At 48.9% G+C, this 15,911-nt stretch carries 15 protein-coding genes; 14 read left to right on the forward strand and 1 reads right to left on the reverse strand.

The window, feature by feature from the left end; all coding sequences use genetic code 11:
- Positions 1–10: 10 nt before the first annotated feature.
- The 7 genes from GT409_RS12040 to GT409_RS12070 all read left to right on the forward strand — a co-directional run bounded on the left by GT409_RS12040 (position 11) and on the right by GT409_RS12070 (position 4,295).
- Positions 11–328, forward strand: a complete 318-nt coding sequence (locus GT409_RS12040; protein WP_160629322.1) for a hypothetical protein — start codon at positions 11–13, stop codon at positions 326–328.
- Complete coding sequence (locus GT409_RS12045; protein WP_160629323.1) at positions 325–888, forward strand: hypothetical protein; 564 nt, start codon at positions 325–327, stop codon at positions 886–888. Before GT409_RS12040 ends, GT409_RS12045 begins: the two co-directional genes overlap by 4 nt.
- Positions 873–1,505 carry a hypothetical protein gene (locus tag GT409_RS12050; protein WP_160629324.1) on the forward strand — a complete coding sequence of 211 codons (633 nt, stop codon included), beginning with the start codon at positions 873–875 and terminating at the stop codon, positions 1,503–1,505. The genes GT409_RS12045 and GT409_RS12050 overlap by 16 nt, the downstream gene beginning before the upstream one ends.
- Entirely contained in the window at positions 1,492–1,980 is a 489-nt protein-coding gene (locus tag GT409_RS12055) for a DUF4376 domain-containing protein (protein WP_160629325.1), read from the forward strand. The genes GT409_RS12050 and GT409_RS12055 overlap by 14 nt, the downstream gene beginning before the upstream one ends.
- Before the next feature lie 44 nt (positions 1,981–2,024).
- Positions 2,025–2,549, forward strand: coding sequence for a C40 family peptidase (locus GT409_RS12060; protein WP_160629326.1), 525 nt, complete (start codon positions 2,025–2,027; stop codon positions 2,547–2,549).
- Positions 2,549–2,770, forward strand: coding sequence for a hypothetical protein (locus GT409_RS12065; protein WP_160629327.1), 222 nt, complete (start codon positions 2,549–2,551; stop codon positions 2,768–2,770). The genes GT409_RS12060 and GT409_RS12065 overlap by 1 nt, the downstream gene beginning before the upstream one ends.
- 100 nt (positions 2,771–2,870) lie before the next feature.
- Complete coding sequence (locus GT409_RS12070) at positions 2,871–4,295, forward strand: RNA-binding domain-containing protein (protein ID WP_160629328.1); 1,425 nt, start codon at positions 2,871–2,873, stop codon at positions 4,293–4,295.
- A gap of 422 nt (positions 4,296–4,717) precedes the next feature.
- Here the strand turns inward: GT409_RS12070 and GT409_RS12075 are convergent, their stop codons facing one another.
- Complete coding sequence (locus tag GT409_RS12075; RefSeq protein WP_160629329.1) at positions 4,718–5,893, reverse strand: ISL3 family transposase; 1,176 nt, start codon at positions 5,891–5,893, stop codon at positions 4,718–4,720.
- Between the two features lie 395 nt (positions 5,894–6,288).
- Here GT409_RS12075 and GT409_RS12080 point away from each other — a divergent pair, with 395 nt between their 5' ends.
- From GT409_RS12080 to GT409_RS12110, 7 genes are all read left to right on the forward strand, one after another.
- Positions 6,289–7,272 carry a LacI family DNA-binding transcriptional regulator gene (locus GT409_RS12080; protein WP_160629330.1) on the forward strand — a complete coding sequence of 328 codons (984 nt, stop codon included), beginning with the start codon at positions 6,289–6,291 and terminating at the stop codon, positions 7,270–7,272.
- Positions 7,273–7,391: 119 nt separating this feature from the next.
- The gene (locus GT409_RS12085; protein ID WP_160629331.1) at positions 7,392–8,516 is read left to right on the forward strand and encodes an AGE family epimerase/isomerase; all 1,125 of its coding nucleotides are present in this window, start codon (positions 7,392–7,394) and stop codon (positions 8,514–8,516) included.
- A complete protein-coding gene (locus GT409_RS12090; protein ID WP_160629332.1) occupies positions 8,513–9,778 on the forward strand; it encodes a hypothetical protein in 1,266 nt (421 codons plus the stop codon). Before GT409_RS12085 ends, GT409_RS12090 begins: the two co-directional genes overlap by 4 nt.
- A 17-nt stretch (positions 9,779–9,795) precedes the next feature.
- Entirely contained in the window at positions 9,796–10,758 is a 963-nt protein-coding gene (locus GT409_RS12095) for a dihydrodipicolinate synthase family protein (protein ID WP_160629333.1), read from the forward strand.
- 33 nt (positions 10,759–10,791) lie between these two features.
- Positions 10,792–11,637, forward strand: a complete 846-nt coding sequence (locus GT409_RS12100; RefSeq protein WP_160629334.1) for a hypothetical protein — start codon at positions 10,792–10,794, stop codon at positions 11,635–11,637.
- Positions 11,638–11,973: 336 nt separating this feature from the next.
- The gene (locus GT409_RS12105) at positions 11,974–14,868 is read left to right on the forward strand and encodes an FG-GAP repeat domain-containing protein (protein WP_160629335.1); all 2,895 of its coding nucleotides are present in this window, start codon (positions 11,974–11,976) and stop codon (positions 14,866–14,868) included.
- Between the two features lie 16 nt (positions 14,869–14,884).
- Entirely contained in the window at positions 14,885–15,898 is a 1,014-nt protein-coding gene (locus GT409_RS12110) for a uroporphyrinogen decarboxylase family protein (RefSeq protein ID WP_160629336.1), read from the forward strand.
- Positions 15,899–15,911 lie beyond the last annotated feature (13 nt).

Raw genomic sequence — 15,911 nt, forward strand, 5'->3', positions numbered from 1 at the left:
GAGTCCATCAATGCAAACGATCTTTGGCATGAGCAGCCTTCACTCTCTGGACAGCGGCACGGTCTCCGTCACCAACACGCAGAAACATGCGTCCTGGGTTCCGGTTGCCGTTTTGTTCCGCTTTGAGTCTTCAGTCTCAGGAACCGTGACCGTCACCCGCGAAACCGGAGGCACGAGCTTTCAGCTCGCCACCGTCGATCTGTCCGGCAACCAGACTGCAGTCTGGATTCCCGATGTGGCCTATCCCTTCAACTTAAATGACGTACTGACCGTCACATCAACTGCCACCAACGGCACCGTCGAAATCATTCGAAAGGCCGCACAATGAGTAATTCATGGATTCTAGACGGCCAAAAGGCTGAGCCTGAAGCAGGCGGCGCAGGAAACGAACTGCTTGTCGAGTTGAAACTTAACAGCAGTGGAGGCTCTACGTTTCTTTTCGGGACGCATCATACCAAAATTGGATGCGGCCAGTTTACACCGATAGAAGTTTTTGACCCCGAAAACTGCTGGGCATCCGATGCATTTACCGCTCCGAGTGACGGCGTGTATGAGTTCGTTGTTGAAGGAGTTCATTTAGAACCGATTTGTTCGACTATGGTCATCGCGGTTTACCCGTTTGGCTTCGGCGTGCTGATTAACGACACCTTTATATACTATTCAAAATTTCCTAAAGACGACGGAACCAGTATTCCCGGGCAAAATTCCCATCCCGACTCTCGTGCTAAACAGTTCCGTATTCAGCTCGAATTGACTGCGGGTGATACATGCAAGCTGGTCTCTCTTGCGGACTGGATTCCCTTTCATTCTTTGCATCCCTCCTACACAGATGCTCATGCGGGGCCGGCAAGCAGCAAAATCAGGATTTACAAATGCGCACTGTCTTAAACCAGAGAGACAGGGCTGCGGAAAAAGAATTTATTTCCCGTCTTTGTGTCATCGGATCGTTTCCGCGTTCCGGCTCCCATTGGACGCGCCGGATGATCGGGGAAATCATTTCCCTGCGCACCGGAATCCCCGCCACGTTCGGACATTCTTTAAACAAGCTGGCCGGATTTACCCAAATGGTGAACGCGGGCAACTGGAAGTATCATAAAGAGCCGATCATCTGGGCGGCGCACGATCTGCGGGTTGCCCCCGCGCATTGGAAAATTTATCTGCGCCGGGATTTTGAAGAAGTATTCCGCTCCACACAAAAGGCAGAAAAGGAAATGCCCGATTGCTGGTGGGGCGGCAGCCGCGAGGAATGCTTCAGAAAATGGAAGCACCACAACGAGGTCGGATGTTCGCGCGCGAAGCTCGTCATTGATTACAACATGACCCTCACCAACCCCGAAACGACGATCCGCGCAATCTGCGAGGTGCTGGAAATGAACCCGACCGATGAAGAAGTCGCTCGCGCCCTGTTTGCAGGCCGCCGCGAAAACATGCTCAAAGAGCAGGGGCAGGCCGCCGGAGTAATGTGGTCGATGGTGAATAGAGAGGATGCGTATGAAAATTGTTGAAACAGGATTTGGAAAATGGAAGAAGGACGGGCAGTTCTACAAGCTCGCGCCGTCTGCCGGACAGACGATTGCAGCGATGAAGGCCGAAGCCGAGGCCGCGGGCTATACGTTGGTTGCGCCGTCTGTTTTGGAAAAGGCGGCCATGTTCAAAAAACGTGAGATAGCCTCCGCGCGTTATGAAGCCGAGTTTTCGGGCTTTACCGAACCCAATAGCGGTCTGTTTGTGCGCACCGACGAGCGCACCCGCTCCTTGCTGACCGCCGCCAAGCTGCGGGCACAGGCCAACGCCGCGTATCTCGTGGAAAACTGGAAAACTGCGGATGGCACCTTTATCACGCTTGATGCGCCGACCATCATCGCGCTTGAAAGTGCCGTGCACGATTTCATTGAAGCTCAATTTGCCAAAGAAGCGGATCTTGTCGCCCGGATCAATGCCGTCAGCACCATCGAAGAGGTCGCCGCAATCCAATGGTAATCAATTTTAACGCTTTCAACCTTTAACGATTTTAACGGTATTCAATGAGAATTCTTCAATACGAAGGAATCAGCCGCCTCAGCCAAACCGTTCGGTTTTTCACATGGAACCGCACGTCGCACACCGCCATCGAACTGGATGACGGCCGCGTCTGCGAAGCCTGGAAAAGCCGGGAGGAAGACGGAGTGCGTATTGTCGATTCTCTCCATGCGCAGCACACCCCCGGCACGATTGTCAAAGCCTACAGCATGCCGGAGCTGTCCTCCATGCAGGCCGAAGACTTCACCTCGTGGCTCATTCAGCAGGAGGGCAAACCGTACGCCTTCTGGGGCGGCATTACCCGCTTTGTCACCCGGCACGACCCGCAGCCCTTCGACCCGCAGAGCTTCAAAATAGACGATTACGACCCCGACGCATGGTTCTGCAGTTGTCTTGCCTTTGCCGGCCTTATGCATGTCGACTTCAAACTGCTCGACCGCATTCCCCCGTGGCGCGTCTCGCCCGGCATCATCAACTTTTCGCCCCGTCTTAAACTCGATGAAATTTTGCGTACAGAAGGAGCTGTCTAATGAAATCCTGCGACGAACTTCCTGACGGTTGCCAGCAGCGCTTTGACCGCATCGATGAAAAGCTCGATGCCATTCACACGCATGCTGCCCGAACCAATGGTCGGGTTACCAAACTCGAAAAGTGGAATCTGGTCTTCCTCACCAGCCTGATCGTTTTGCTTTCCACCAACCCGACCGGTCTGATCACCGTCCTGAAAACCATTACGTCCTGGATTCGATAAAGATGCATCGCCGGTATCGCCAAAGCTCTGCTGTGTAAAAAATGAATCTGTCTCGGTTCGCGACTTCCAAGGGTTGGAAGAATACGGTAGAAGTTTTCCGATGTTTGGAAATTACGATACAGAACAGTTGCGGGAGCTGATTCGCGGGGGCGAAGGGCTGACGCTGGAATTCAAGACCTGCCGCAGCGCGATTAACCGCGATGTGTACGATACCGTCTGTGCGTTTCTCAACCGCCACGGCGGCATCATTTTGCTTGGGGTGGAAGACGACGGTAATCCGGCGGGAGTTGACCCGGCGGCCATTGATCAAATCCGAAAGGATTTTGTCACGGCAATCAACAATCCGCAGAAAATCAGTCCGCCCACCTATCTTTCCATTGCCGAAGCCGAGCTGGACGGGGCCAAACTGCTGCATGTCTATGTTCCCGAGAGCTCGCAGGTTCATCGCTGCAATGGCCGGATTTACGACCGCAACGAAGACGGTGATCTGGATATTACAGACCACACGGCACAGGTCGCCCGGCTGTATCAGCGCAAACAGGCGACCTACAGTGAAAACAAGGTTTATCACCAGATTCAGATAAAAGACCTCCGAGCCGACCTGATTGAGCGCTGTCGGAAACACGTGCGGATCAATCGAAAAAATCATCCGTGGGTGGAGATGGACGATGCGGAGTTGGTCAAAAGCGCGCAGCTCTATCAGGCCGACCCCGAAAGCGGTAAGCAGGGCGTAACACTGGCCGGAGTCATGCTACTTGGAACCGATGACCAGATCCTGAAGGTATGTCCCGCGCACCGTACCGACTTGATTCTGCGCAAAGTCAATGTCGACCGCTATGACGACCGCGACCTGGTTCGCACCAACCTTATCGACAGTTATGACCGGATTCTCGATTTCGTCCGCAAGCACCTGCCCGACCCGTTCTATCTGGAAGGAACGGACCGGAAGAGCCTGCGCGAAGCCATTTTCCGCGAAGTGGCCTCCAATTTGTTGATCCACCGTGAATATGCCAGCGGCATTCCCGCCCGACTGGTGATTGAGTACGGCAAAGTCACCACCTTTAATGCCAACCGCCCGCACGGATTTGGTGCGCTTGACCCTGAAACCTTTGCGCCGTACCCGAAAAATCCCGTCATCGGTGCATTTTTCCGGGAAATCGACCGGGCCGACGAACTCGGCTCCGGCATGCGCAATATGGTGCGTTACGGAAAAACCTATGGCGGTGCCGATCCGCAGCTCATTGAAGGCGATGAATTCCAAATGATTCTCAGTGTGCCGGAGTTTGAAGAAGCTGCAGGGCAGGGGACACCGACAGCGTCGGGGAAAACGTCGGGGAAAACGTCGGGGAAAATTCTAAAAATTGTCGGGGAAAACGGGCAAGTAACGATTCCTGAATTGGCTGAAAAGATAGGGGTTACAGAACGTTCAATTGAGCGGGCAATTCAAAAATTACAAACGCAAGGTATTCTAAGACGCATTGGCCCGGCAAAAGGTGGGCGCTGGGAGATCGTGAGCCAGGAATAATCGTTTCTGAGACGCTCTGAAAAGTGTGGCAGAAAGTGTGGCTTTGAAATTGGATTTTGGCCGACAGATCGAGCGGTTGGATCGATTTTCCCAAAAATCGGGCGACCTCTTCCTGTTTATTCAAGATATTGGGCCTGAAACAGTCTGAAAAGTGTGGTCTAAAGTGTGGCTTTTACCCGTTCTAAACCTCCTTTTTTCAAACATTTTCACCCTGCTTGACATCGCTCGGTCATTTTCGTATATTCTTCTTGTTGAGAGACTTGCTGAAACGGAATGATCTCTTTTGAAACGACGGAATGCGCGATGGCATTCAAGAGGTCAGGGGTTCGACTCCCCTTACCTCCACCACTCAGAAGATATTGATTAACAGCACTTTGTAAAAGGGGCTCTTCCCCAAAGACGGGGGCAAGGGCGAATTTTTATTAACCACACATCACAATTACTCTCAATCTGTAATTGCTGAAATTCCTAAAGCCGTAGGCTCTTCTCTGAATCAGCTCCATCTTGGTATGGAAGCCTTCTGTAATGCCGTTGTTGCGGGTGAACCTCCACATCCGGGCGATCTCATCGCGCCAGGAACTCAATGTGGCCCCCAGCGTGCGCAACGGCTCGAATGGACTGTTGCGCAGCTGATCGATCCAGTACAGCAGGCGTGAGATTAGCGGCCGGCAGTCCTTTTGTGTTCGATGCTTCTGGTTGAGCAGTTCGCATAGCTCCTCTTTGGCCTTGTACACCATACCAATCGCTGGGTTCTGCTCAAAATATCGCTCCAGACGGGCTTGCTGCTCCGGGCGCAGGTTTTCGCCTTTTCGGCGCATCAGCGATAGCAGCCCACGGTTTTTACGCCCTACAGGGTCAAGTAGCTTCCATGTGTCGAGGAAATGGCGGATGACGGTTCGCACCACATGGAACCGATCGCTGACGATCAATGCATTCGGGAAATACTTCCGAGCCAAGCTGCGATAGCTTGATGAAAGGTCGATACAGACCACCTGAACGCGCTCTCGGCCTTTCATTCGCATCAGAGCGCTATGCAGGGAGTGCTCCGATCGTCCCTTGGCTACCTCGAATATCCGATGCTTCTGCAGGTCACAGAAGGTCGTTGCGTATCCCTGCTTCTTGGTGAAGAAGTGTTCATCAATACCCAGAACCGTCGGGCACAACCGGCTGGAAAACATCTTCTCTTTAAGCTCCAGATGGTCATGAAACCACCGCTCGACAGTAGCGGATCCGATCCGCCGGGTGCGGTGCAGCTGTTGCTGGCTGATGCCGTCACGGTGATCCATAAAGATCTCCTGACGGAACATCTCGGTACTGCGCCGGTACGGCAGCAGGCCGGGCACTCGGGCCCTAAAATAGCGTCTGCAGTCTTCGCAGCGATATTTACGCAGCGTCAAGTACAGCCAGGTGTTTTTCGTTCCAATGCTTTCATGACGCAGCTTCCGTACAAATCGATCCTTAGTGCGCAGCTGCTCTGAACTGCATTGCGGACAGGCCACCGGGCCAACGTACTCGGCATGAATCATCACGCCACCGTGGCGGACTACGGAATGAACCTTGATGCCGGGGCCGACCAGGTCTATCTTCTCTTGGGGCATAGCGATCTCCTTTTTATTCCAACTGCTACCTTAGCAGTCAGGGATCGCCCTTGCCCCCGTCTTTGAGGAAGAGCCTTAGGCTTTCTTGGTGCCACATGACTGAAAATATTCCTTGGCAGGAAATCGCAGAACAAATTTCTATGCTCCAATGATTCGGCTCAGCAAACAACTTATGATCCAATTTAGTTTTCCAGATATTTCAATAGGAAACAAGTGGGGTTATGGAGAACAGAATTTGTTATAAGGCGTTGTTTGTAAGGCAATTTATTCAGATGTAGATCGGCTTGTCGCGTAAATTGTCGGTCAAAAGAAAAATTTATGTTTTCAGAGTTGACCTGCATGGTAAATGGAGAGATATTTGTTTGAAACACACGTGTGTTCGGGTGGTTTTTTGCATGAAGAAACAAGTAACAATTAAAGATATTGCGAAAGAGTTGGGAGTATCTCACTCGGTAGTTTCCCGTGCATTAAACCCAAATCCAGATAAAAATGCACGTATTTCTCCAGAGACAAAAGAGCGAATTGTTAAGACGGCCAAGCGCTTGGGGTTTCAGAGGAATCGCATTGCTGAGTTTCTGAAACATGGCAAAGCTGCGACAATTGGTGTTTTTATGCCGGAATTCTCTAATCGTTTGGGAGCAGACTTAATGATGGGGATTTCTGAAGCTGCTGCAGAATATGGGTTCCCTCTAAATTTTTATTTTGGCATGAATTATTCATCTTTTGAGACATTTATTCATAAAAATATAAAAAACCCGTGTTCTGGGATTATTTCTTATCCATTTGAGTTTGGGGAATCTGAGGAATTGAAGAAGTTATTCTCAGAGTTTGCGGACAGTGGTGGAAAGACCATCTTGTTGAATACGACATGTGGATCGGGCTTTCCGGTACTTTATATGAATAATCAAAAAGGAAGTCAGATTGCTGCCGATTTCTTAATTAAAAAAGCCTGTTCATTGTATTTAGTAGATAACAGTCATCGAGGTAGGTCTGACTCATTTTTGTCGTATATAGACGGCAAAGGGTTCCTAGATCGATGTGTGCGATTTGATTTTCAAGAATTTCCTACTATTTTTAAGCGTGTTGCGGACAATCGTACAGGTTTCCCAATAGGCATATTTGCTGCAAATGATCAGAATGCTGCAGATATTATCCGCAAGGTAAGAGAGTTGGGTTTGCAGTTTAAAGAGGAGATTGCACTGGTAGGCTATGATGATTTGCAACTTGCTGCGCAATTGGACCCTCCTTTAACAACCATTCACCAACCTTTTCGTTATGAAGGGCGTCGGGCTGTTGAAAAATTGATCAATGTTATCTATGGCGGAAACGAGGAAGATGAATCAATTGATCCGTTTTTAGTTGAAAGAGAGACGGCATAAAAAATTTTCCACAAAAAAACACACGTGTGTTCGACGAGTTGAATATGTTTGAAAAAGAGATAACCAGATATCGGAACGAACTTTTAAGTTCGGTTATTCCCTTTTGGGAAGAGCATTGTGTGGATAAAGAATTCGGCGGGTATTTCACTTCATTAGATCGTGACGGATCTGTTTATGACTATACGAAATATATGTGGATGCAGTGGCGCATTGTGTACATGTTCAGCGAGCTGCATTTGAGCGAATACAGCCGACCCGGCTGGCTGGATATTGCCGAAAGAGGATTTGATTTTCTCTACAAACACGGACGAGACGAAACGGGGCATTATTACTTTGCCCTGAACAGGAAAGGGGAACCTTCCATTGCTGCATATAATATTTTCTCTGACTGCTTTGCCGCCATGGGAAGCGCTGCTCTGTATAAGGCAACCGGCACAGACCGTTATCGTCGAGCTGCCGAAGATGCCATGAATGGCTATCTTGCCCGGATAGATAACCCAAAAGCGCAGTGGGAAAAAAGTCTTGCCGGACGGCAGCGTTTTCTTTCTCTCGGGCATTACATGATGCTGGCTAATCTCGGTGTTATTATGGATGAATGCCTGGATGCCGACCGTTATCGCAGCGATCTGGACAGCGCTATTTCTATAGTGCTCGACAGGTTCTGGAATCCTGAGTTGGGTCTGATGTTCGAGAATGTGTTGCCGAACGGCGGCTTTGATCTGGAGAGCTGCGAAGGGAGGATGCTTAATCCGGGGCATGTGCTTGAAGCCATGTGGTTTATTCTTAACTATTTTGACCGAAACGGCGGAGATCCTCATAACCTTATTAAGGTTGCAAAGATTATCAAGGCGGCATTGAAAACCGGATGGGATACAGAGCACGGTGGCCTCTTCTATTTCATGGATGCACAGAACAAACCGCATCTGGAGCTCCAGTGGGATATGAAGCTCTGGTGGCCGCAGTGCGAAGCACTGATTGCCTGTCTGTATGCCTTCAAAATGACCGGCGATCGCGAATTCTATGACTGGTTTGTTAAATTCAATGAGTGGACATGGAATCATTTTCGCGATCCGGAATTTGGGGAATGGTATGGCTATCTTAATCGGCAGGGAGCTCCGACTCACTCTCTCAAGGGTGGCAAATGGAAAACCTTCTTCCATTTGCCGCGCTGCCTGTTGATGTCTGTCCGCCTGATGCAAGACATTAAGAATGCTCTAACCACGACAGAATTTGGAGAAATATGATGAAAGCTCAGCTTAAGACTGCTGTCGAAAAAAATATTCGCTGGTTTGAATGTTCCGGAATCATGCGCCCAAGCGATGGGTTTTGGGGCGTTGCTGAGCGCATTGCTGTTATGGAGCTCAACGAGGCAGAAAAAAAGATCAACGACATGTTTCCTTGTCAGACTCGGCTTAATGCTGGAACAGTAGTTCTGGATCATCGGCGGGCGGATTGTGCTCTTGAGAGCGCGTTGATGTTTGATCTTGCTTCCGAATATTTTGGCAGGAATGACTATCGAAAAATCGCAACGAACTTAATTCAGTTTTTATTGAATCGCAGTTGTTTGCAGGTAACCGATCCTGATTCTGAATTTTTCAATCTATGGAAATGGGCGACTCCTCTATTTTTTGATGCAAACAAAATTTGGATCGATGATAATTCCTGGATTGTAATTTGTCTTTTGATATTAGCCCAGAGAGGTCACGAAGGACTTCACGAAACAGCTTTGTCCACTGCTGACGCATTGCAAAAACAGATGCAGCTTTATTTCGATTTTATTGAACAGAAAGGACGTAACGCGAAATATAATACGGCCATATTTGGTGTTCAGCTTAATCCTCATTGGATCGGACTTGCAACTCTGGCATTGGCCTTTGCCGACAAAACTCGGAAAACGCGAAACAGTTATAATCTTATTAGAAGGTACTACGATATAGTACTTGATGGACCTCATGCATGGGATCTGGATTCCCTATGTAAAAGCGCCAGCGGCGTTTCCTGGGCAATCTCCGAGTTTGCCTATCTGAGTTTTGTTGCCCCGCTTGTCGCCCAAATTTGCGGTGATGAGCGGATCATGAGGGTTGCTGAAAAGGCCGCCGATATTTTGCTGAAGAACCAGATGTCGGATGGACATTTTACCTCCAATCATTTTGAAGCACCCGCGGGAGATCATTTGGCTGATCTGATTTATACCCAAAATTGGGCGACTCTTGGCCTCTATCATTTAGCTAAACTAAGTCCGGCAAAAGTGGAATACCGAGCAGCATTTGAAAAGTCTGCCCAATTTCTGATCGACATCCAGGATTCCTCTGGAACTTCTCTTTTTGATGGTTGTTGGCGTGGTATGTATGACTGTGATGTTGGAGCTTGGGGCGGTGGGAACAGGTTCGAAGGCGGTAAAGGCAGCATTTATTCGGGATGGACTAACGCAGTGATAAGCATCGCTTTTTTATTGGAACTTACAGACTCGACGTTGTCCTCATGGTTACTCACAGATGCAGAATAAGTTTTTAGGAGATGAAAATGAAAAAAATATCTGATGGTGTCTGGCCGGTGATGCTGACTCCTTTCAAGGGGAAAGATCAGATCGACTTTAACGGTTTGGAGGAACTGACGGAATGGTACATTTCTCAGGGAGTGCATGGATTGTTTTCCGCCTGTCTTTCCAGTGAAGCTCTTGAGATGGGAGATGCCAGCAAACTCGCGCTGGTTAAGCGGGTTGTAGAAATTGCAGATGGTCGCATTCCGGTTGTTGCCGGCGTGATGGGCGTTGTTTCGCGGTCAAAACGGGTGGAGATGGCGCATGAGGTTCTTGAAATAGGAGCAGCGGCGGCGGTCTTGACCTTCAGTGATCTCGTCCATCAGGGGGCGTCGGATGAAGAATGGATGAGAGAAATGGATCGACATTTGAACTCTCTTAAAGGGTGTCCTCTGGGGGTTTATGAGTGTCCGTTCCCATACCACCGGATGATGACTCCTGAGTTGACGGACTATGTGTCCGATCATCCAGAATTTCTATTCCTTAAAGAAACCTCCGGCAGATTGCCGGAGATGGTTCGTAAAAGGCAGGCCGGGAAAAAATTTGGATTGAAAGTATTCAGTGCGGATGCCTTGACCATTCTAGAGGCGATGAAGGGAGGGCTCAACGGATTCAGTGGACTTCAAACTAATCTGTGGCCAGCGCTGCATGTGAAGCTTTTTGCGTGTTGGCAGGACAACCCATTGCTGGCGAAGCGGCTGCAGCAGTTCTTTATCGATTACCAGTGGGTGTTGCATCGTTCATATCCGGCCAGTGCGAAACTTTATTTGAAGATGGCTTATGATTTGAATATTGAAACCCTTTCTTTTTTAGAGGATGCCTCGGTTGGGCTAGGAGATCAGGAATGGATTAGTGAATTGGTCCAGGCAGTTCATGATTTCATGGGGCAGATAAATGTTCATCTTCCTATAGGAAGATGCGTTTCTAATTATCGAATGGGTAGATGATATGGGTGCTGAATTTACAGAGAAGGAGGGCATATGAAAAAAATACTGGCAGGGGCGCTGGTGTGCATGATTGGGATAATCTGTTTTTCGGAGCAGTTGTTTTATGAGCCGTTTGATTATTCCGCTGGAGGGAAAATTCGGGGGGAAAGGGGGGGCGTCGGATTTGGTTCCGACAGTTGGCATGGCAAATCCGGTCCCCAAGGCGACATGTATGTGACATGGAGTGGACTTTCGTTTTCCGATATGCCGGTATGTGGCAATGCGGTTTTGCTCGATATGCACTCTACAGGTGATGGTGATGGGATTAATTTGACCCGTTCGTTGGAGCGTGCTCTTAAAAAAGGAACGCTTTGGGTTTCCTTTCTTTATAAATATGATGGCGTGACGCAGGATTCCTTCCTTGAAAATATAATGGCTTTTGTTCGTTTTCAGTCGAAGTCCAATAAGTCTATTCGGTTTCGAATGAGATGTAACAGCTTGACCACAGGGGGCATTGCTGTCCGACAAAGTGGTGACAAATGGATGGAGGGAGTTTGCTCAAAACCTTCTATTGCTGATGGCAATGTTTACCTGATTATTTGCCGGTTTCCTGGGCTGGGAACGCCTGAAGGCGGGAGTCCGATTATCTGGGCTTTTCTGGAAAGCGGTTATGAGAATCTAAAATCCAAGCGTGGTGCAATTACCGAAGCGGATTTGACGGAAAATGTGGTTGTCAGCGCAATCGGTGGATGTGCTTCGGCTGAAATGAAGGATGATGATTTTATCAATCTGGGCTTATTTGCCCGAAAAGAAAACACAAGGTTTTCTGTTAGTTTTGATGAGTTGCGGGCTGGAACTGATCTGTCTGATGTACTGATTTTGAAAGACGCTTCAAAATAATACCAAGGGTTAAGTTTCCCGATTAAGTGATGAATCGGATTAGCCAGATATTCTGGTGGGTTGGGTTAGATAGAGGTAGTGATGAAACAATATTTTGTAAAATGGTGTGTTATTTTAAAATTAATGATTTTTGGGGAAGTAATATATGCCTTAGAGACGAATTCTTGGCTTTTTTATCACTCATTTGATAACGGTGTGAATGCTGATTATGCCGCAGGTTTGCCAAATACATTTTCAGATGGACGGGTAGATCTGGGGCGTACTGGAAAAGATGGAACTGCGCTTTTTGTGCCATTTTCAGATCATTTCAGTTTTGACCTTGAAAGAAACCTTTCTTTGGATGAGGGCACGATTCGGTTTGATGTGCAGCCTCTTTTTACGATGCCCGATGTTCGCGAAGGATACGGGCGAACGCAATGTCTGCTCAGTACGGAAATCCGGACTGGTCAAAAAATGCAGCTCAAGTTGCAGACGAGGGGGAGCAAGGCTTTTTTGGTTGTTGAGACAGCGGATGGAAAGGATAAGCCGACAGGCCGGATTGGTTTGGATGTCAGCAACTGGAAAGCTGAAACGTGGCACTCGGTTGCTATGGCTTGGAAAAGGCCGAATATCCTGCTCTTGCGTGTTGACGATAAGCAACAGCAGATCAGCAATGCCGCGATTCCTTCTTGTTCGGCGGGAATGATGTATGAAATGTATATCGGTACAGACAGCGATGGAACGCAGGGATATTCCGACAACGAGCATGCCGATATGTTGTTCGATAATGTTGCGGTGTTTAGTGTGTTCGACTATCAGCCGGGTAACAGAGAAATGCCGCCTGCGATGCCAGTATTTACTGCGCCGGATATTGTAGACAGAAACCCGCAGTGGATTGGTAAAACAAAACATCGCATCAATATATATACGGGGAAAACTTCCAGAGATTGGAAAAACACGCCGATTCGGCTGAGTGTGGACTTTAAGAACGGTTGGGAGACGCTTGATGCCGCCGGCCGGCGTGCGGCGTTGGCGTCTCTGCGATTGGTGCAGTATGACCCGGCAACAGGCCAGCCGATTGTTTATGATGAAACACTGTCGGGCGATGATAAATATTTTGTTCCGTTTCGGATTTCGCCGGAGCTGTACTGGCAGTCGTCCGGAATAGTTTCGTGGAGCCACAGCGGAAGAAACCCGGCGACCTATTCGCTGTATTATGATCCGACTGCTCCTTATGCGGAAGCGTTCCCCAAAACGATTCCTATGACTGGTGACGGGGATCGCCTGCAGCTTGGATTGAAGGGGGATGCAAACCGGCTTTCTCTAGGAATCAGCGGCTTGTTTGAGCCGTTCGATGCCGATAATGACGGGGACTTAGATCTTTGGTGCAATACTGGTACGGCACCAATGTCTCGTTCCAGAGATCTGGGATATGGTCATTATTATTATGAGAATCTGGGACAGACCTCCAAGGGTGTGGTGTTTGCTCCGGGACAGTTGATTTACAGAGGTAGTACACCCTTTAAAGGAATGTTGAATGGCAATACACTTCTGAATATTGCGGACATCAATGGAGATGAGAAGCCCGATTTTATTTACAGTGGCTGGAAGGTCCATGAGTGGTGGGAGTTTGAGATGTGCGGAGGAAAGCCGGTCGTTACGGCGATTCATCCAATACCTTTTAGAGGTAAGGCTCCAACTGCCGAGTTGAAAAGTCGTGTTTATGACTTTAATGAGGATGGGCTTCCAGATTTACAGCTTGGAACAAAAGTTCTGCTGAATATTGGACTCGAGACGGATCCGTTGTTTGATGCTGGAAATCCGATTGAGTTGAGTATGGATGCCCCGATTCTTTTTGAAAAAGATGAGATGGATAAGCAACATTTTGGAGAAGATAACGGCGCTGCATTGGCTCGTGAACGACTTTTTTTTCCGATTGATTGGGATATGGATGGGAAACTCGACCTGATTTCTTCGTCCAATTTCCCAGAACTGTTTTTCCGGAAAAATGTTGGTACGAAAAAAGACCCTTTGTTTTCAAAACGCATGCGTCTGAAAACATTTGATCGAACAGATATCCATATTGTCAGTATGCTTACCTTGGCAAAAGTTTTTGATTGGGATAATGATCAGGATATCGATCTGCTGTTTGGCGGAGAAGAAGGATTCATCGGGTTCTGCGAAAATATAGCGGGTCCTGCCAAAATACCCCAGTTGCGCCAGACCGCATTTGTGAACCAGCTGAATGCTCCGCTGGATGCCGGCTCGTTAGCCATTCCTGTTGCTGTGGATTGGGACGATGACGGTGATAATGATCTGATTGTTGGCAATTCAGGTTATGAAATTCTTTTATTCGAAAATCAGGGAGATAACCGGAATCCTGTCTGGTCTGAGAGTCATCCGCTGTATGCTGCCGGTGTTCCGATCCAACTGATGCCCGGCCCGGATGGCAGTGTGCAGGGCTCCAAGGAAAGCTACTGGGGCTACGGTGAGCCGGTGGTCGTCGACTGGGATGGCGATGGGTTGAAGGACCTGATTGTAACCGGCAACCGGATGACACATCATTTTTTCAAAAACATTGGTCATAACGGACATCCACAGTTGGCTGCTGGGGAATTGATTGAAATGAAGAACCCGCCGCGCGACGATGACGGAAAACGCACGGACCTGCCGTGGGGAATTCATTATGAGCCGGAAGGCAACGAGCTGATTACGGTTCATCGGACCCGCCCGGAAGGGCTGGACTGGGACGGTGACGGGGTGATGGATTATGTAACGTTGGATCACAAGGGTGACCTGGCGCTTTACCGTGGAGAACGAACAGAATCCGGAAAGATTGTTCTCAACAATCCGGAAAATATTTTTGAAATCGACGATCCGTATGCGCGGGCAATTGTCTGGAATCATGCAAAGGAATCGGACGGCGGAAATTGGAGGCCGGGGTCGCAGGGCCGCACGGTGGTCAACATTGTCGACTGGGACGGCGACGGAGACTTCGACATGATCTGGGACAACATCAACGGCCGATACTATGAAAACACTGGCAGCAACAAATCTCCGCATTTGGTGGATCGTGGCGATTTGGTTAAAGAGCGGCTGGCCAATCATAATACCGGCCCAGAAATCGTCGATTTTGACGGCGACGGCAAGCTCGACCTACTGGTCGGTGCGGAATCCGGACGCGTGTATTATTTTCACCGCTCCTATATAGAACGAGATACTCCGTCTGTGGCGGTTGTTTCTGAACAGTAGTCTCAAGGAATTTTCAATGAATCTACGACAAATCGAGCTGGATGCCATTGCGCATAAGAACGGGCCGGTTCCCGCTGATGCGATTGTGCTGGAGAACACATCGGAAATGGCGGCGTATCTCGGCGTGCGGGAAGACCGTGTTTATGAACTGCTTGGAATCTGCGGCCGATTGATTGAACCGCAGTGGAAACCGGTACTTCGCGGCGAAAAACCACGTGGCATGAATGCGTTCGGAACCTTTGAAAACGATCAGCATGCTGGACGGGAAAACCCGCTGGACGGCTGTGAAACTATTGAGGCAATTGAAGCGTTAAATTGGCCGGACCCGTATGACTTTAATTTTGAGATGATGCGGCCGATGATCGACTCTTATCATGGAGAAGTTGCAATGCGCGGGCCGGGCTGGCGTCCTCTGTTTTTCAAGATTGCCGACTTATGGGGCATGGAAGAGGCGCTGGTGAACATGCTGTCAGAGCCGGAACTTTTTGAGGTGGCTGTGGAGCGAGTGTTTGAGTTTTCCTATCGTCATGCAGAGCGGTATATGGAAACGGTCGGCGACAGTGTGGACGTGTTTTACTGCTGTGATGACTTTGCGACGCAGCGAGGCTTGATGTTTTCACCGGAGCAATGGAGAAAATGGTTCAAACCTTATTATGCAAAGTTGTTTGCCATCGGCAAAAAATATAATCGGCCAGTTTGGTTTCATTCTTGTGGCGATATTACGCCGGTGCTGCCGGATATGATTGAGATTGGCATGGACGTTTGGGAAACTGTTCAGTTGCACGCATTGCCGTTCGGGATGGAAAAGCTGAAAAGCGAGTATGGCCGAGACCTCTGTTTTTTCGGAGGAATTAGCACTCAGAAACTGCCTTTCATGACTCCGAATGAAGTGCATGAAATCACCGCGCGTACAATTGATGTGATGGCCAAAGACGGCGGCTATATTTGCGGAGGTGATCATCATATTCAGAAAGAAGTACCGCCGGAAAATGTGCTGGCACTATTCGAAACCGTAAGAGAATTTCAATAAAATATGTTAAGGG

The organism is Tichowtungia aerotolerans (assembly GCF_009905215.1).
In the GTDB taxonomy this organism is placed as follows: domain Bacteria; phylum Verrucomicrobiota; class Kiritimatiellia; order Kiritimatiellales; family Tichowtungiaceae; genus Tichowtungia; species Tichowtungia aerotolerans.